Here is an 18,258-nt window from a genome sequence, read left to right as displayed (position 1 = left end):
TGTGACCCCGCATACTGTGACCCGAAACCGCGCTGACTCTGGTGGAGGGAGGCTGTTGCTCGCCTTATCTATTGTGGCCGAACAGTCAAAATAGAGACACGATGTGCTCGACGACGGCGGACGACACCGTGACCCACGGTCCGATCCCTTCGATGGGTTTAAGAAAACCCACCCGGTACGAAACGATGCGAGGGCTCGTAGATCAGTGGTAGATCATCCCCCTGGCACGGGGAAGGCCCCGGGTTCAAATCCCGGCGAGTCCATGATTCTTGCGCTGCGAGCAAACTCGCGAGCAGCGCGAATCGTCGCCGATGCCCGGATTTGAACCCCTGGAAGTCGCAGCGCCGAGCGCAGCGATACGACCGTCTTCCTCTGGTTCAAATCCCGGCGAGTCCACTCCCTTTCTCTCTGTTCGCCTAGCCGCTGATTCGCCGCACATTGCGAAGCTAGGGGCATCGATCTGCATCGCAATTGTATTTCCGATGTGGCATCTGGCCTACGCCACTGACTGGTTGAGCGTACGGCTCTAGCTACTACACACGAGCTACCCCTGCGACAAGTTTGACGTGGGTAACTTCTAATTGAGCGACAATCGAAGCTAAATTCGCACACTCACTATCCGGTGGGTTTTTGGTCTCTATAGTATAATAAGGGGTTAGCGATTACTGGGTAAACATGTGGGGTCAACATAATCTGGACGAACGTGGTGTCTCGAATCTCGTTGGCGTTATCCTGCTGGTGGCTATCTCGATAACTGGGGCAGTATTGCTCCTCTCTGCAGGGCAAACGACGATTCAGGACACCCAAAACCAGCAGAACGCCGAAGTGGTATCGGATATGTTTAAGCAGGTTGATTCGATGTTTCAGTCGATACCACGTAACGAGAGCAACGCGGGGTCGCGGTCAGTCGAAGTTCCACAGAGTGTCCGTGGATCCGTTGAAACGAACAACGACACGACCTATCGGATACGGCTGAATGGGAGTCCTGCCTGTGATTCAGGCGTGCGAGCACTGGGATCGATGCAATATGAAGATGATGACGGGACGTTAGTCGGTTACGAAGGTGGTGGCGTTTGGGAGTCTACAGAGGGTGGTACTGTGATGGAGTCTCCACCGGCACTCACGTATAGAGACGGGAGTCTCAATGTCCGTTTCCAGCGGGTCGCTGGCAACATTAGTGACTCCAACGAAATCACTGCACAGGTCAACAGTACTGAGGAACGCATGATCAACGACGAACTGTCGTTGTTGTTGTATACGAACCTCACGCCATCAAATGTCAGTAGCGACTCATCGTATAGCCTAACCTGTGCTCCTGCACAAGTAGAGAACGCTACCGTATTCATCAACGACAGCAAGTTCGCTGGCGGATGGGTACGCTACGCTGAGGATACGTTCAACGACAAGCGTGTCAGTGTAGAGCCCAGCGGTTCAGTGAGTCCAGGGGAGAATGTCTCTATCACGTTTGAACTCGGCGACGTGTCGCTACCCGAATTTTCTACCCGCAACGTGACTGCAAAACGATACAGCAATACCGGTCCGCTTCTCGTTAACGGAACTGTCGAAAATGAAGGCGGACTGGACGGCGAGCAGGAAGTAACGTTCACCTTCGAAGACGCCGGAGGGTCTGAGATCATACGGACCACAAAGACTGTCTCTCTCAATGGTGGTGAATCAGATCGGGTGAAGTTCAAGGTCCCTAACAGTAAGATGAGTTCGAGTGTTCCGTCCGGGACATACGACGCAACAATCGCGACAGAAAACGACTCTGATTCGAAGACACTCCAATTCACTGGGGGGAGTCAGGTACCCGACTTCCACATTGATTCTGTCTCAGCGCCGTCGGAGGGACAGATCGGTGACGATCTAACAGTTGATGTCACAGTCGAGAACCAAGGCGGTATGACCGGGACGCGAACTATCAGTTACGAGTTCGGAGGCTCGACTAAAAACACAAGCAAATTGACACTCCATCCCGGCCAAACGAAGACGTTGACGTACTCCCTCTCTACGACTGCAGACGGAAGCTACAGCTGGGTTGTCCGGACTGACGGATCTGTCGAGCAGGGAACTATCTTTGTGGGGACTGGTCCAACGTTCACGATCCACGACACCGAAGCGCCGAAGAATGCGCCCTCTGGGAATAAATTCTGGCTCAACGCTACGATCAACAACACCGGCCAGTTGGACGGCACACGGGATATCAATCTAACTATTAGAAACGACACTAACGGCAACGTCGTCACAGATGTTGACCAGCAAGTCAGTGTTCGGGGGACGATCGCAGACAGTGGTGATACGGCGACAGTCAATGCATCGGGGAGAATTACCACAGCGGGGACATACGAGTACAAAATCGACACGGGAGATACGGTCCAAACCGGCGGATTCACCGTTGGGCCGTCACGGTATCCGAATTTCATCGTTACATCTGTACGATTCTCGGATGACCCGGTAGTGAAGGGCGAACAGGTGTCTATCGAAGCTGACGTGAAGAACACTGGGAAAGTAGACGACACACAACCGATCGAAATATCTACCGAGCGTGATATCTTGGCGGCGCCGAATCGACACATCGATCCTGGAACTGCAACGACAGTTAGCACTACTATCGATGTACAGTCGCCGACATTCGTTCTCGGCGAGGCTAACAAAATTACTGTCCAAACAGACAACAACACCGTCTCTCAGAATCTGGATGTCTTGGCTGAAGAACCGATCAGCGAAAGCGAGGACGGAAAAATAATTGCTAACGAGCGGCTCGATGTCAGCGTCAGGTTGCTCGGGGCAGAACTGGAAGGGAAACAGCGAGACTGGTGTGACCCGAGCTATCGTTCGTGTCTCGGCAGTTTCAGAGTCAACGGAGGACATCAGCGTTTCGGTATCATAAACGATCCCGTCGAAATGTCTCTCTTAATCAACAGTGTGACTGAGACCGAACTCTGGCGCTCACTCCCGGGCAATGGTGACATCAATCATCCTGAGGCAGAGCAGGAACTACTTGACGGGATGAATCCGTACAACCAGACGACCACTCTGGAGGAAGACGACCGGGCAATTGTGACTGCAACGTCGTACTACTGTGACTATTACCAGTACACAGATGTGAGATTCCCGGATCTCATTGATTTTGGTAATAGTAATCAGGACGCTGTTGGTAAAGAGTGTGCTAGACGTGGTGGCTCACGTCTCACGATCGACGGTGATAGCGAAGACGAGAGGGTAGTTCTCAGAAAGGATGGTGAGAGCATTCGTGGGGGCGAAGATTTCCAGCCACAGGCTGATGACTACCAGCGCAACGTCAAACAAATGCTGCAAGGTCGGCTAAACGAAACTGGTCATCTTGATCTTGCACCCGGTGAGCGGGTCCTGATCTACGAACTGTCTGACAGGGACGCGACAATCGACCAGGCCAGCCAGCCCGGAGATCCAGACTACAACGACGCCATCGTCCTGTTCAAAGTGCTATCGAAGAACCGGACAATCTCACCGCCACCGTCCTACGAGATCACTGATCTCGACGCACCCGCCAGCGTTCGACGCGGTGAGCACGAGACGATCACTGCAACCATCAACAACACTGGTGGACAAGAAGGAGAGACAGGCATCGACTTTACGTTTGACGGGACGACCGTCGAGACGAAATCGACCGGGTCACTCGAACCCGGAGAGGAGACAACTGTGACTTTCGATCTCCCGACAGGATCGACCGGCACGTTCGGCTATACCGTAGCTGTCGAAAACGAACCTGACGAGAACCGCGCGGGGCAACTGACTGTCGGTTCGCCGCCGTCGCCCTACTTCCAGGTCTCTGAATTTGCGCCTGACACGACGGCTGTCGAACGTGGTGAACCAGTCACTGTTGATGCGACGATCGACAATGTTGGTGCCGTGAGTGATAGCCAGACTGTCGAACTCCGCAACGTGACTGGCAGTAACGACACGGTTGTCGACAGTGCTGGCAGCGTGTCTCTATCGGGCAACAGCGACACCACGCTCTCCTTCGATCTATCGACTCATACCAACGGCACACTCGCGTACACGATCTCGACCGAAGACGACCGTGCTATTCCACAGCAAGTCTACGTAAACGAATCACATGTGAAAATCAACCAGACTGAGGTTGGACTGACGGCCTATAACGAGAGTGAACTCATCGAGCGCAAGTCTGTGCCACGGTTGAGCGTCAAACTCAACAACCACGGTGGACTGGGCAGCGAACGTGATGTCACTCTCCAGATCACGAATCGATCTGACGGAACTACGACCTCTGCGAGTGAGACCGTGACAATTGGTGAAGGAGAAATCAAACCACCATATCCCGGCTACGCTACCTTTGATACCTCTTCTCTGGGAGTCTCCGAAGGATATTACCGGTACCATGTGACAGTCGAGGACGATGGTAACACCGTCGATTCGTGGACGGGTGAGTTGTTCGTCCACGAGGACGGAACTGTCGACCAGTCTTCTGACTCTGACTCGCCAGTCAACGTCGACTCGGGCCAGATCGAGATCGGTAACTGAAACCTTCACCTCTCGCCACATATACGAAGTCTGGCGGGTATATTTCACCTCTTCGGTGCGGTGTTCAGAGATGCGAGACCTGTTCTGGTTGCTGACACCGAAAGAACGAGTGTAGCGTGGCGACGGCGTCGCCGACTGATAGCCGGTCGGCCATTTCAGGAACTCCGAGGATGTCTAGACACAGCACAAGCGCCGTTCGAACGGAAGGGGAACGGAGCCCCCTCCGCGGCAAGCACGCGGAGCGCGCGCGTGTTTCGAGACTATCGTCATCATGAAAGCCCGACGGCTCCTTCGGCCGACAGCGGTCCGCGGGACCTCAACGGTCGTGTTTAGTTAAGCGTGAAAAGTGAGGCGGGAGAACTTCTTGGTGCTCTATGCCAGAAATCACCCGCCTCAGTGGGAGTAGAGAGTGGATTGATTTGGATTTTATGGAGCGTGAGCGGACACCCGAACCGGCGATGGCGCTGGGTATTCAGTCCCATCTTGCGGGACTCTCGCTGTCGAATACCGTCGATTTGCTCGAAGCACTGGGTGTCCAACGCAGTCGGAAGGCGATCCACGATTGGGTTCAGAAAGCCGATCTACAGCCAGACTCTGGCCGATCTCCGAATCAAGTTGCGGTGGATGAAACAGTGATTCGGATCAACGACGAGCAATTTTGGCTGTACGCCGCCGCAGATCCCGCCACAAACGATCTGCTTCACGTTCGTCTCTTTTCGACTACCACGACTTCCCTCACCGAAATCTTCCTGCGCGAACTTCGGCAGAAACATGATGTCGAAACTGCCGAATTTCTCGTTGATGGCGCTCAACACCTCCAAACTGCGCTACAACGAGCAGGACTGCGATTTCAAATATCTCGCCACGGAAATCGGAATGCTGTCGAACGGATTTTCCGAGAACTGAAGCGCCGAACCTCGTCGTTTTCGAACTGCTTCAGTCACGTCGAACCGGAGACAGCCGAAAATTGGCTCCAAGCCTTCGCCAGCTGGCACAATGCTCCAAACTAAACACGACCACCTCAACTGTACGAGGACTTTTGATTGCGCAATCACTCTTAACTCCGCTTCTTCTCTGAACACGATCTTCTTCGGATAGTTCCGCAAATTGTCTCTCACTCAGATTAGTTCCGACAAAGCAGTGTCTCCGTTCACGGAATCGTCTGAACCAATGCCGATTCCGAGAGATCTATCCGAAGTTGACTGCTTCCGCCTCAGTTTACCGTCGTCTCGACGATTGTATTATGGACGACCACTCGTTCGATTCCATCACACGTGTAGCGACCGTCTGTGCCGCTCCACTTTGTAAGCTCTGACTCGAACAGTCGGTTCCAAGCGTCGGGGTACTCCGTGCTACGGACATTGATGGTCACGTTCTTGGTGTTCTTGTTGGGACGAAGCGGCGTGATTGACTCGCGGTTCTGTGTGACCGTTCGAACCATTACGGGACCATCGCTGCTCTGACTCACTTGTCCGCGGACTTCGATGAGCGATGCATGAGCTGTGTCGCTTCCACAGCGGAACGCCGGCGTTCCCGTGATTATCGTGCCCCTCGATTCTTTTCGGAACGTCGCACCAGTAGTGTAGATCAATTGTGTGTCACTGTCAGTCCGACGAACGAAACTTCCGACCGGAACAGTTTCATTAGTGTAGCTATCGTCGTCGTATCCGATTTCGACGCGTATCTTCGAGTCGGTGGTCTGAAGTCGATCACCGCCCAGCTCTAATCGTTGGACATGCCGGGGGGAACCGTCGTTTTGAATTTCTCTAACACCCATCGCGAAGTCGCTCATCGACCGTTCTGCCGTATTTGCCTGTGCACTGTCACGGATGTTTTCAACGGCGTCGATACCGTAAAGGCCAGTAAACCCGACTGACGTAATGATAATGGTAAATACCAGTGTAAACGCCAGTGTGTCGGACACAGCTCGATCAGTCCCACTCATGACTATGGATCCCTCAATTCGATGCACGATTCTGAGACGTCGAAAGCGATGGTGATCTCGCCGCCGTCGACGGTACTCTCACATATACTGGTCTGGTTCTCAAAGCGGTAGAGTACAGTCAACTCGGACTCTCCGGTCGCGTTGAGGTACAGAGTTGACTTTGGTGAGCTCGGTTCTAGAATCACGTCGTAGGTCCGTCCCCCAATCCTTGTTGGATGGCCCGTCGTATATGCCACGTCCGCGTCGAGGCTATCAGTGTTGAACTGATCCATTTTGACGAGTTCGCTCGTGACAGCTCCGCCGATGTTTTCTAGCCCATTCTCTACCACGTACGAACGCTGATCGTCCAGTAACCCTCCGGCACCTACGAGTAGGCCAGTGATCAGGATAGCTGAGATACTGATTGTCAATGCATGCGTGACTGCTGGGGTCACTGCACGATTGTCCATCATGATCCCATATCCCTTGCGGCAAAGGTTCGGTTGTATGCTATCGAGGGACTGCGGTACTGGTAGTCGATACCGGGATAGAGGATTCGTTCGTCGGGGGTGCCTACAAAGTTACCTGCCTTTACAGAGCCGCCGACGACACCAATCTCGTATCCTCCATCGTCTACTCTGTTTCCTTTGTTGAATTTGATCGTGTACGGTCCGTCGAACACATCAGTAAACGAGGTGAACGAACAGCTACCAGTTCCAGTGACTAAATTCAGATCGATGTCGCTACTATCTGACTTCGTGCAAACTGAATTCGTTGACGACGGTGTTTCGACGACGATATCGATATCGTCAGGCCCTGGTCCTGCAACTGGCACTCCGTTGAGTCGGAGTTTCCACTCGTCACCAGCAGCATTGCTAACAACAACTTCGAACGACTCTCCACCAGTCTTGACTGACGATTCGTTGAGCCAGAAACGTGAGACTCTATCCGCGTCGGTAACGAGGTCCCAATCGGGCCGTCTGGGATTTGTTTGTTTCCGATACTCTCCGCTTGACTGCGTCACCACGGTCTCGTTGATCGACGCCGCTCCGTTGACGGTGACGTTCGTGTATGTCGCGCCTCCTGTGGCAGTCATATTGTACGAGTAATTCTGGTAGGTCGAAACGTTCTTTCGAAATGCCTCCAAGAACTCCGAGTCATCAGTTCCGGCACGCACTCTGGTCGCTAGCCCCCCGAGAGCTGCCCGCGTCTCCGCTTCTGTCTGTGCGGCTCGGTCGATTGCATCGGTTTGGGAGTCCGATGCCGTCGAGTCGGCGTACTGGAGATCGTTCAGTTGGATGACGACACCGACGACGACGACCGAAAAGAGGATTGCTCCAATGAGTAGGAGTTGGCCACGATTGGCTACCATACGACTATTCGCACCTCCACAATGTTGTACAGCGGGGACTCCGTGTCGACATCTGGGATCTTGAACGCTCCTTCTCCGATCTCATATCCTGGTGTCGTACAGCCATCACCGAACTGAATCTGCTGATCGTCGTAGAGGGTAATTCGCTGGGTCGCGACGGCAGTACTCCGTCCCGGTGCAGCGAGTGCCTGATTCTCGCTGGTAGAGATGACACGCTCTGTGCGATCGTCGACGGACCTGTTCCAGTAAGTTAAGTAAATGTTGTAATTCCGGTTTTGTCTGTCGAAGGTATGATTAAGCATCCGCTCGAACCGTGCGTTCTCGTCACTGTTGACCGCACCGTCGACGACACTCTTGTCTGCTCCCCAACAGCGGATAACCTGGGACAGCGCACCCGTTTCGGCTCCAACGGTGAGTACGTCCTCGCTCTGGGTGGCGAGTTGTTCAGAGACCCTATCTTCTGAGCTTTGTAACTGTCCAGTATCCACTGCTTGGAGTCCGATCAAAACAGCAGTCACAACGACGATGGCCCCGATCGTCCCCTCCAGCGTATATGCCTGTCCTCTGTCCATGATTACCAGACCCTGACGACCAGTAGACAGTTGCTCGAACAGATCGTGTTCTCGTCTTCGAGGGTGACTGCTCTGGCCGTACTAGCTGCCTCCTCCTGATTCTGGTACGCTTCTCCCCACGTCAGATCGTCTGACACTCCGGTGGCTGGGCTCTGGGTACCGTCTGCAAGCGAGTCGCTGCCGACGATCGTAACGTTGACCGAGAAGTTGACGCGCCGCTCTGTGGCTACGTCGAGACCGGCAGCCGCACGTAACCCGTCCAGTGTGTCGGTATCTGCATTCAACGATTGTTCTATGCCGTCAGATGAGTCGAATCGTAAGACGTTGTCTCTGTGTTCGACGCTGTAGTTCTCGACTACGTAGGACGCGACTCGATCTGCAGACTCCTGTGTGTCTCCGCTGACCGGTCGGTCGTAGGTCGTCACGACGCTGCTCTGGACGAAGCCGAATGTCGCAATAATTGTCACTAACAGCACAGCCACTCCGACTGCGAAGTCTTGGGGTGTCTGTCCGCGGTCGTTCGCCGGCTTATAGTTTCGTATTGACAATCTTACTTCCCCCGAGTATACCTGCACTCTCTCGTATTGTCACGAAATCGTCTAATTCACAACTGCCACTCGTCGTAGCCGTCCCACCCGACGAATACCATCCAAGATGGTCCGTGATCCCCGGGCAGTGGTGTTCTACAGTGTTTGACATTTTCTATCCTCGATATACGAAAGTGATCGGTGTCACGCGCGCCCCAGACGATGCGACTGGATTAGTTCAGAATTTACCTCGGGGGCCATTAGTGTTTTGCTACTGTAGGGATGTAAAACAGTACGACATACTCAATCACCAGCTGTAGGTGCAGGTCGCTATCCCACCGCGATCCAGGTGATCAGTGCGATCGTCGGCAGGATCACCGCGAACTTCACTCCCGAGATGATGTTCACGTCCCGGATGTACCCCGCGATGAACGACGAGAGGAGCGCCTGCAGCGTGACGGCGTGGAAGAACAGCAGCGAGAGCAGGTCCGTGTCGACGTTGCCCCCGAAGCTCTGCCCGGTCGCACCACTGCCGCCCGCACTGGCCGCGCTCTCGGACAGTCCCGCCATCACGTCGAGGAACTGCGTCTTCAGCAGTGCCATCACGCCCAGCAGCGTCAGGTACGTCATGAGGATGATGACGACCTGCATCCGGGTCCGGGCGATCCGCTCGCGGTCGATGTCGTCCTGATTCTCCGAGGCCTGTGCGGCCGTCGAGAGCACGTTCTGGATCTGGCTGGACGCTTCCTGTGCCTCGCTGATGAGCTTGACCGTCCGGGCGAGTCGCGGGACGTGGTACTTGTTGTTGAACTCTCTGAGGGCGTCTTTGAGGCTGGTACCGTAGTTGACCTTCGCGTGCATGATCTCGAACTCCTCCGAGAGCTTGCCTCCCGATGTCGTCGAGACTACCTGCACGGACTCCAGCAGCGTCATCCCCGTGTCGTTCGCGCTGGCGAGTTTCCGGAGGTTCTCCGAGAGACTGCCGATGATCGTCTTGCGCGAGCGGACGTTCCACTCGTAGAAGATCGCCAGCGGGAGCAGATTGATGTACAGTGGCACGTACACCCAGAAGAACGTCCCGAGCACTGGTCGTGCGATCATCCCGTCGAGACTCATCGGCGCGAGATCGAACACGACGACGAGGAGCAACGCGACGATCGTCACGGGGACCGTCACGCCCAGCACGAACAGCGGGTGATCACGGAAGAACAGATCCGGGCGCTTGAGCACCTGCATGAACTCGTAGGTCCCTTCGCGGCTCTTGATGCGGTCGAAGATCGTGTACTGGCCGGTGTAGTTCTCGACCAGTCCGAGGTTCAGAAAGCCCAGTCCGTCGTCGACGACGAAGTCGTCGTCCTTGCCGTCGGGCCGCAAGTAGCCGTCGCCGACCTCGTCTCGGGTCACCGTCGAGACGAGCACGAGGAAGCCGGCACCGGTCAGCGGGATCAGCCCGTAGACCGTGCCATAGAGGAGCCGATTCTGCGCGTCGCCCATCATCGACATGATGACGAGGATGATGATGAGCAAGAGCGGAAACAGCGACAGGGTCATGTACATCTCCCCGAACAGCTCGAGGGTGTCCAGCATCTTCTGCTGTTCCTGCTTCGCGGTCCGCATGTGCTTGTCCTTCTGGTCTTCGAGGAAGGAGGTCATGTCCCCGCCGGAGTTGATGATCGAGAGCATGTCGGTCAGGAACTGCGAGAGCTCGTCCGAGGGCGTCTCGAGTGCCTGATTGCGGATCGCGGTCCGGTAGTCAGTGTCGAAGTACTCCGTCTCCAGTACGATCGACTGGAACTCCTTTGCACACTCTCCGTAGGTGTCGTCGGCCTTCGCCATCGCCTGGAGGATCTCCAGTTGGTTGAGCCCCCCGACAGACAGCGCGTACATGAACGAGATCGAGTCCGACAGCAGGACGTTGACCTCTCGCTCGCGTGCGTTGGCCCGGAAGTACGGGATCGAGACCAGCGATCCGAAGCCGATACCGAAACCGATGACACCGAACACCAGCCCGGTGATCAGGATCAGCGCCGGGATCTTGATCACGTCGAGCACGGCCGAGACTCCCTCTGGCACTGGAATTCCGATGAACGTCGGTGCCTCGGCTCCCGTCCCGCCCAGCAGGAAGGTGACGCCGAGGTAGCCGATCAGCGTGCCCACGAGCCACAGCGCCAGTCCCGAGATGACGCCGATCGCCAGCGCGCGTGCGAGGAACATCTCGACGTTGTCGGCCATTCGGGCCTGTGCGAGTTTCTTCTCGACGTTCCTGACGAAGTCGCCGTCCTCGTTGAACAGCCACTGGAAGAGGGGGTAGAACGTGTCCCCGAGCGCCCCACCCGAGAGCTGTTGCTGGCCGCGCGTGTCGAGGCTCATTCGCCTTCGGCCTCCGCGCCGGCTTTGGGTACGAACTGTCCGAAGTCCACCTCCTCGTCGTCCGTCTGTTCGCTGTCCTCGTCGCCGCTCATCAGCGCCGAGACGATGTCCGGCGTCTCACGCTCCTGGAACTTCTCGAACAGCGGACCGGCGTTGTCGAGGATGTCGGCGGTCTCGTCGAGCATCTCCGGTGGTGCCTCGGGTCTGGGGACCATCTCCTCTTTGGCTTCGTCGATGTCGATCTTGACCGACTCCATCTCTCGGAGGTCCTCCAGCGAACTCTCCAGGTCGTCGTTGGCGATCAGCGTGAGGATCGTTCCGGGATCGTTGATGAACGCCTGGATCGTCGCCGCCACCTGCGTGTACGTGTTGAGCCCGTTCTCGATGAGGTGGGCCAGCACGACCTTGCGCTTGAACAGCTCCTCGTCGAGTTTCTCCTGGGTCCACCCGCGGTCGAACTTGATCTCTTCGAGGGTGTTGGAGTTGCCCATCTGGATGTACTCGTCGGTCTCGGCGCGCCACTCGTAGACGTCTCGAACGTTGATCTCGTCGTTCTCGGCGGAGTACTCGTTGATCTCGGTCAGCGTCTTGTTTCGGCGGACCTTGTTGCCGTCGACGCGGGTCTGGGTCTGGATCGAAACGAGGTCCAGCGCGGTAAACAGCGTCTTCGAGACGTTGATCGGATCGGTAGTGAACCGCTTGATGACCTCGCCGACGGAGTCGGCGTGGAAGGTGGTGTAGGTTGTGTGGCCCGTCGACATGACCTGAAAGAGGACACGCCCTTCCTCGCCGCGGATCTCGCCCATGACGATGTAGTCCGGGCGCTGGCGGAGCGCGGCCTCCAGCAGATCGAACTCGTCGACGTCGCCCTTGTCGTCGTCGCCGAAAGAGGGTCGGGTGACGCTGGCGACCCAGTTGCGCTGGGGCAGTTCGACCTCGCGGGTGTCCTCGATGGAGACGATCTTCGAGTTCGACGGGATAAAGAGTGAGACGGCGTTCAGGCTGGTCGTCTTCCCCGACGCGGTCCCGCCAGCGAAGATGAGGCTCTTGTTGTTCTCGATACAGAGCCAGAGAAACGCCATCTCGTCGAGCGAGAAGGTGTTCCAGTTGATGAGGTCGATCGGCGTGAAGGGAACGTCCTTGAACTGCCGGATGGTGTAGTTCGTCCCGTGATCTGAGACTTCTCGCCCGAGCGTCAGCTGCGCGCGCGAACCGTCCGGCAGGGTCGCGTCGACCTGGGGCTGGCGCTTCGAGATGCCCTTGCCCGAGCGCTGGGCGAGCTTGACGACGAAGTCGTCGAGGCTCTCGCGACCGTGCTCGACGTTCGAGATGATCTGTTCGTAGTCGGTGTGGTAGACGAACACGCGCGAGTCGTAGCCGTCACAGGAGATGTCCTCGACGTTGATGTCGTGTTTCACCGGGTCGATCTTCTGGTAGCCGATGAAGTCCCGCTTGAGGACGTACAGCAGCTTCTCGACCTGGTACTCGGAGAGCTGCTCGGGATCGTCTTCGAGGACGGCCGGCTCGGGTCGGGCACTGATGCCGTCGAGCTGGCCGGTCCCGACCGCCTGGTCCTCGACCTCCATGCCCAGGAACTCTTTGAACTGATCGAGCACGCCGAGTTCGGCGCTGCCCACGGGGCCGCTGTACAGATCGTAGCGATTCAGCAGCTGCTCGGCCTCTCGCTGGATCACGTCGGCCCGGTCGGCCTCCGATCCCTGGACGATCACGTCGTCCTCTGAGTACTTGATTGCGGTCTTCAGCTTGTTCGAGAGGAACCCCTTGAGGTCGTCCTCGATCTCGTTGTGGTAGGGCTCGATGACGTAGTACTTCTTCTCGTTTTCCTTCCGAGAGTGGAAGATGATCACGCAGGCGTAGGGCTTGTTGACCCAGTAGCGCTCGATCTCGCTGAAGTGCGTCTTCTTCTTCATCGGGACCGCCTTCTCCAGATCGTAGCGGTTGACGACGGTCGTGTGCCCCTCCTGTGTCGAGAAGAAGGCGTCTTCGTCCAGTTCCGGATTGACGTCGACGGTCCGCTGTTCGACGAGGTTGTCCAGCAAGTCGGCGGCCCCGCTGGCTTCGGACAGCCGGTGCTCGACTTCCTCGGGCTCGAAGCCGAGATGCTCGGCGGGGTCGAACGGGATCTTCTCGCCGTCGCCGTCCGTGGGCGGCGTACTGTCTTCCTCGTAGTAGTACTCTTGCTTGAAGTGTTCCCACGTGTAGACCCCCTTCGTGACCGGCGTCGCCTCCGGGTCGACGTAGGCGTCGAAGGGCTGTTTCAGCGTCTTGGCGTTGCTCGCGGCATCTGTCAGTACCGATTCGATGTCGTTCGGGTCGAATCCCAAGTACTGACTTCGATCGAACCGACCACCGCTGTGGTGGTCTCGCCGAAGATCTTCCCAGGTGTACTCACCGACCACGGCCGGCGGATCCTCGGTCACCTCCCCCCGAGTGACTTCGGATCCGCTCCCCCCCGTGTCATCAATTGCCATTGTGTTTCCTCTGCCCCTACCGGTGAAAAAGCTTTACGGCATCGATGGTGGTCGCTGATACTCGGCCCGCCGTCGCCACCGCGATGCCAGCGGCCCGATCGCGGGAGCGCTACTGGTCGGCGAGGAACGACTCGATTCGGTCCATCGCCGTCTTCAGGTCCGACATCCCGGTCGCGTACGACACGCGGAGGTGACCGTCCCCGCCCACGCCGAAGGCAGAGCCCGGCACGACGGCGACCTGTTCGGCTTCGAGCAACGCCTCGGCGAACGCGTCGGCGTCGTCCCAGGGACACTCCGGGAACGCGTAGAACGCGCCCTTGGCCGTAAAGCAGTCCAGTCCCATCTCGTCGAACCGCGAGAGGACGAACTGTCGGCGGCGGTCGTACTGCTCGCGCATCTCCCGGAGTTCGTTCTCGCAGTTGTCCAGCGCCTCGATCGCCGCGTACTGTGGCGTCGTCGGGGCCGACAGCATCGTGTACTGGTGGACCCGGTTCATCGCCGCGATCGCCTCGGGCGGGGCCAGCGCGTATCCGAGGCGCAGGCCGGTCATCGCGTACGCCTTCGAGAAGCCGTTGAACACGACCGTCCGCTCGCGCATCCCCGGGAGGGTGGCGATCGACGTGTGGTCGTGCTCGTAGGACAGCTCCGAGTAGATCTCGTCGGCGAACACGAGCAGGTCGTGTTCCCGAGCGAACTCGGCGACCGGGCGCAGTTCCTCTGCCGTCATCGTCGCTCCGGTAGGGTTGTTCGGATAGCAGAAGATCAGCGCATCGGCCTCGGCCGCGCCGCTGTCTTCCAGGACCTCGCGGGTGAGCTTGAAGTCGTCCTCGACGCGCGTGGGCACGTCGATCACGTCGGCACCGGCGAAGGTGACCCCTGGTTTGTAGGAGACGTAGCAGGGCTGGGCCACGGCGACCTGATCGCCGGGGTTCAGCAGTGCGCGAAAGGCCAGGTCGACGCCCTCGCTGGCCCCGGTCGTCACGAGGATCTCCTCGTCGGGGTCGTAGTCGAGGTCGTACCGCTCGGCCACGTCGTCGGCGATTCGCTCGCGCAGCTCTCGCTTGCCGCGGTTGGCGGTGTAGGAGGTCTTGCCCTGTTCGAGCGAGGCGATCGCGGCCTCGCGGGCGCTCCACGGCGTCGAGAAGTCCGGCTCGCCGACGCCGAGCGAGATGATGTCGTCCATCTCTTCGGCCAGCTCGAAGAACCGCCGGATTCCGGAGGGCGGCACTTGATCGACGCGGTCGGCTGGCTCGAACGTCATGGCGAGATCGAGAGCCGATCGTCGTCGTTGCCGTCGCCGAACTCGATGCCCTGTTCCTTGTACGACTCCATGATGTAGTGTGTCACGGTCTGGGTGATCTCGGGGATCGGCGCGATCTTGTCGCTGACGAAGTGTGACACCTCGCTCATCGAGTCGCCTTCCACCTCCATGTCGAAGTCGTAGTCCCCGCTGATCAGCCGTAGCGACTTCACCTGCGGGAACTTGGCGATCCGCTCGGCGATGTCGATGTAGCTGGTCTCGCGGTCCAGTGTGACGTTCAGTTCGACGGTGGCACGCACGGGCTCGTCGCCCTCCTCGACGGCCTCCCAGTCGACGACCGCCGTGTACCCCTTGACGACGCCCTCGGATTCGAGTTCGTCGACGATACGCTCGACCTCCGGCTCGGTCAGGCCGGTCTGGCGGGCGATGTCCGCGTTCGACTGGCGGGCGTTCTCGCGCAGGACCGCCAGCACGTCCTTCCGATTGCTCATACGTATACCCGCGCTGGGGTCGACTAAAGCGTTGCTACACCGTGGTGGGTCGACACACACGCTCGGACACGTTTATCTTATTCCAGACCGACGACCGGATATGGACGGCCCCGACAGCGACGACACCGCGTGGCACGTCGTCGCGGAGCACGACGACGCTGCGGCACTGATAGACACGCTCCTCGAACTCGACCCCGATGCGTCGTTCACGAAGACAGAATTGAGCGATCGGGCGGACGTACCGCTCAAGTCGCTGTACCTCAACGGAACGCTGGACGCGATCACGGAACTCGGCCTGCTGGAGAAACGCGAGCGCGACGGCGAAGAGCCGCTGTACTCGGTCGCCGCCGACAGCGACGCCTTCGCGGCGGCCCGGTCGTTCGGCAACGTCACTCGGGCGGCGGCGTCGACGGAACCGTAGCGACTGGCGCATCGGGACGCTGGCGAGGTTTCTTACGCGGTCCCGACAAACCCTCGGTGAGATGGTCGCACTCGATTCGGAGGACGACGTTCTCCAGCGTGGCGACGAGGCACCGGCCTTCGAACTGCCAGGGACGGACGGCGAGACCTACACCCTCGACGCGTTCGCCGACCGCGAGGCGCTGCTCGTCGTGTTCACCTGCAACCACTGTCCGTACGCACAGGCGAAGTTCGACGAGCTGAACCGCCTCGCGGCGGAGTACGACGAGGTCGCCGTCGTCGGGATCAGCGCCAACGATCCCGAGGAGTACCCCGACGACTCCTTCGAGAAGATGCAGGAACTCGTCGACGACGGGACCGTCGACTACGACGCATACCTCTTCGACGAGTCCCAGGAGACGGCGGCGGCCTACGGCGCTCGCTGTACGCCCGATCCGTACCTCTTTGCCGACGACGGGGGGACCTTCCGGCTGGCCTACCACGGTCGTCTCGACGACGCGACGAACCCCGACGACGAGCCCACCCAGCGCGAGATGCAGGCTCACATCGAGACGCTGCTGGCCGGCGAGGAGATCACGGCCGAAGCGAAGCCGTCGCGTGGCTGTTCGATCAAGTGGAAGCCGGGCAACGAACCCGACTACTGGGACGCGTAGCTCGGATCGTCCAGCGCCCTTTTCTCCCGCCCAGTCGAACGACGGGCATGACCGAAACTGCACTCGGAGCGATCCGACCGCTCGTCGGGATGGTCCACCTGCCGGCACTGCCCGGCGCGCCCGGCTTCGAGGACCGCGAGACGGTCCGGGAACACGCGCTGGCAGACGCTCGTACGCTCGCCGACGTGGGCGTCGACGCGCTGATCGTCGAGAACTTCGGCGACGCGCCGTTCTACCCCGACGACGTACCGCCCCACGTCGTCGCCGAGATGACGGCGGTGACGCGTGCGATCACCGACGCCGTCGACTGCCCCGTCGGCGTCAACGTCCTGCGAAACGACGCCACGGCAGCGGTCTCGGTCGCCGCGGCGGCCAGTGCCGACTTCGTCCGCGTGAACGTCCACACCGGCGCACGCCTGACCGACCAGGGTATCGTCGAGGGGCGCGCCCACGAGACGGTCCGCCTGCGCGAGCGCATCCACGCAGACGTCTCCATCCTCGCCGACGTGGCGGTCAAACACTCGGCCCCGCTGGCAGCACGTGGCGTCGCCGAGATCGTCGCCGACACGATCGAGCGCGGTCACGCCGACGGGGTCGTCGTCTCGGGGACTGCGACCGGGAGCGAGGCCGACGCGCCGGACGTGGAGGCCGTCGCCACGGCTCGGGACGCCGTCGACCCGACCGTGCCGGTGTTCGTCGGCAGCGGCGTGACGAGCGAGACGGCCGCTTCGCTGCTCGACACCGCCGACGGGTTGATCGTCGGGACAGCGCTCAAAGCCGGTGGCACAGTCGAGAACCCGGTCGATCCCGACCGTGTGGCGGAACTCGTGGCGGCGGTCCGCTGAGCGGTCCCACGGGTCACTCGAATCGGTCTGTTCCGTGGTCAGCCGGAACCGGTAGCGGACCTTTTTACCGTCGCTGTCGAACGTCGACACATGTCCGAGGACCCGCTGCCCGATGTGACCGAGGAGTTTGCGCGAACGCTGGCACCCGGCCGCGACGACGTGATCCGTACGATGGACGAGCGCGCCGACCGCGAGGGCTTTCCCACCGTCGGCCCGGCCGTCGGCGGGTGGCTCCGGCTACTCGCTCGCGCCGTCGACGCGGAGCGCGTCTTCGAGTTCGGCTCTGGCTACGGCTACTCGGCGTACTGGGTCGCGTCGGCGATCCCGGCGGACGGCGAGATCGTCCTGACAGAGATCGACGCCGACGAACTGGACGACGCGCGTGAGAACCTCGCGGCCGGCGGGTTCGAGGACCGAGCACGCTTCGAACACGGCGACGCAATCGAGACCGTCGACGCGTACGACGGCCCCTTCGACCTCGTGTTGATCGACAACGAGAAGGACCGCTACGCCGAGGCCTTCGAGGCCGTTCGCGAGAAGATCCCGGTCGGTGGCATCGTCGCCGCCGACAACGCGATCGAGGCCGGCCCGCTCGACTTCGAGGACGTGCGCGCACTCCTGGCGGGCGACGCCGTCGACGCGACCGCGTCGAGCCACGGGATCGCCGACTACCTGGCGACGGTCCGAGACGACCCCAACTTCGAGACCAGTCTGCTCCCGCTGGGCGAAGGAGTGGCCGTCTCGATCCGGGTCTGATCGGACGGCGGTCGTCCGCGCTTCGGTTCGTCCCCGTCCGGTCACGGATTC

The 18,258-nt window shown here is 59.2% G+C and carries 15 protein-coding genes and 1 tRNA gene; 7 read left to right on the top strand and 9 right to left on the bottom strand.

Annotated features, from left to right (window positions below):
- Positions 1-191 precede the first annotated feature (191 nt).
- From ACAH01_RS10080 to ACAH01_RS10070, 3 genes are all read left to right on the top strand, one after another.
- Positions 192-263 (top strand) — tRNA-Ala (locus tag ACAH01_RS10080).
- Positions 264-675: 412 nt separating this feature from the next.
- The gene (locus ACAH01_RS10075; RefSeq protein ID WP_244257021.1) at positions 676-4,524 is read left to right on the top strand and encodes a CARDB domain-containing protein; all 3,849 of its coding nucleotides are present in this window, start codon (positions 676-678) and stop codon (positions 4,522-4,524) included.
- Between the two features lie 374 nt (positions 4,525-4,898).
- The gene (locus ACAH01_RS10070; RefSeq protein ID WP_372479081.1) at positions 4,899-5,534 is read left to right on the top strand and encodes an IS6 family transposase; all 636 of its coding nucleotides are present in this window, start codon (positions 4,899-4,901) and stop codon (positions 5,532-5,534) included.
- A gap of 203 nt (positions 5,535-5,737) precedes the next feature.
- On the opposite strand, the gene ACAH01_RS10065 is transcribed toward ACAH01_RS10070, so the two are convergent.
- The 9 genes from ACAH01_RS10065 to ACAH01_RS10025 form a co-directional block, all read right to left on the bottom strand.
- A complete protein-coding gene (locus ACAH01_RS10065; protein ID WP_372479080.1) occupies positions 5,738-6,448 on the bottom strand; it encodes a hypothetical protein in 711 nt (236 codons plus the stop codon).
- Between the two features lie 23 nt (positions 6,449-6,471).
- Positions 6,472-6,903, bottom strand: coding sequence for a hypothetical protein (locus ACAH01_RS10060; protein ID WP_244257036.1), 432 nt, complete (start codon positions 6,901-6,903; stop codon positions 6,472-6,474).
- A 14-nt stretch (positions 6,904-6,917) separates the two neighbouring features.
- Positions 6,918-7,820: a hypothetical protein gene (locus tag ACAH01_RS10055; protein WP_372479079.1), complete on the bottom strand. Its 903-nt coding sequence runs from the start codon at positions 7,818-7,820 to the stop codon at positions 6,918-6,920.
- On the bottom strand, positions 7,814-8,392 hold the full coding sequence (locus ACAH01_RS10050) for a hypothetical protein (RefSeq protein WP_372479078.1): 579 nt from the start codon (positions 8,390-8,392) through the stop codon (positions 7,814-7,816). Before ACAH01_RS10050 ends, ACAH01_RS10055 begins: the two co-directional genes overlap by 7 nt.
- A gap of 2 nt (positions 8,393-8,394) precedes the next feature.
- Positions 8,395-8,817, bottom strand: a complete 423-nt coding sequence (locus ACAH01_RS10045) for a hypothetical protein (RefSeq protein WP_372479077.1) — start codon at positions 8,815-8,817, stop codon at positions 8,395-8,397.
- A gap of 432 nt (positions 8,818-9,249) precedes the next feature.
- Entirely contained in the window at positions 9,250-11,289 is a 2,040-nt protein-coding gene (locus tag ACAH01_RS10040; protein ID WP_372479076.1) for a type II secretion system F family protein, read from the bottom strand.
- Positions 11,286-13,781 (bottom strand): type II/IV secretion system ATPase subunit, encoded by a 2,496-nt coding sequence (locus tag ACAH01_RS10035; RefSeq protein ID WP_170094142.1) that lies wholly within the window; start codon positions 13,779-13,781, stop codon positions 11,286-11,288. Before ACAH01_RS10035 ends, ACAH01_RS10040 begins: the two co-directional genes overlap by 4 nt.
- A 109-nt stretch (positions 13,782-13,890) precedes the next feature.
- Positions 13,891-15,042 carry a pyridoxal phosphate-dependent aminotransferase gene (locus ACAH01_RS10030; protein WP_372479075.1) on the bottom strand — a complete coding sequence of 384 codons (1,152 nt, stop codon included), beginning with the start codon at positions 15,040-15,042 and terminating at the stop codon, positions 13,891-13,893.
- Complete coding sequence (locus ACAH01_RS10025) at positions 15,039-15,533, bottom strand: Lrp/AsnC family transcriptional regulator (RefSeq protein WP_372479074.1); 495 nt, start codon at positions 15,531-15,533, stop codon at positions 15,039-15,041. The genes ACAH01_RS10030 and ACAH01_RS10025 overlap by 4 nt, the downstream gene beginning before the upstream one ends.
- 100 nt (positions 15,534-15,633) lie before the next feature.
- Here ACAH01_RS10025 and ACAH01_RS10020 point away from each other — a divergent pair, with 100 nt between their 5' ends.
- The 4 genes from ACAH01_RS10020 to ACAH01_RS10005 all read left to right on the top strand — a co-directional run bounded on the left by ACAH01_RS10020 (position 15,634) and on the right by ACAH01_RS10005 (position 18,207).
- On the top strand, positions 15,634-15,954 hold the full coding sequence (locus tag ACAH01_RS10020; protein WP_153553443.1) for a hypothetical protein: 321 nt from the start codon (positions 15,634-15,636) through the stop codon (positions 15,952-15,954).
- A 61-nt stretch (positions 15,955-16,015) separates the two neighbouring features.
- Positions 16,016-16,606, top strand: coding sequence for a thioredoxin family protein (locus ACAH01_RS10015; RefSeq protein WP_372479073.1), 591 nt, complete (start codon positions 16,016-16,018; stop codon positions 16,604-16,606).
- Between the two features lie 47 nt (positions 16,607-16,653).
- The gene (locus ACAH01_RS10010) at positions 16,654-17,451 is read left to right on the top strand and encodes a BtpA/SgcQ family protein (RefSeq protein ID WP_372479072.1); all 798 of its coding nucleotides are present in this window, start codon (positions 16,654-16,656) and stop codon (positions 17,449-17,451) included.
- A 90-nt stretch (positions 17,452-17,541) separates the two neighbouring features.
- The gene (locus tag ACAH01_RS10005) at positions 17,542-18,207 is read left to right on the top strand and encodes an O-methyltransferase (RefSeq protein ID WP_372479071.1); all 666 of its coding nucleotides are present in this window, start codon (positions 17,542-17,544) and stop codon (positions 18,205-18,207) included.
- Positions 18,208-18,258 lie beyond the last annotated feature (51 nt).

Origin of the sequence: Halomicrobium sp. HM KBTZ05 (assembly GCF_041530035.1) — an archaeon.
Lineage (GTDB): Archaea > Halobacteriota > Halobacteria > Halobacteriales > Haloarculaceae > Halomicrobium.
This window is presented reverse-complemented; position numbering and strand designations above follow the sequence as displayed.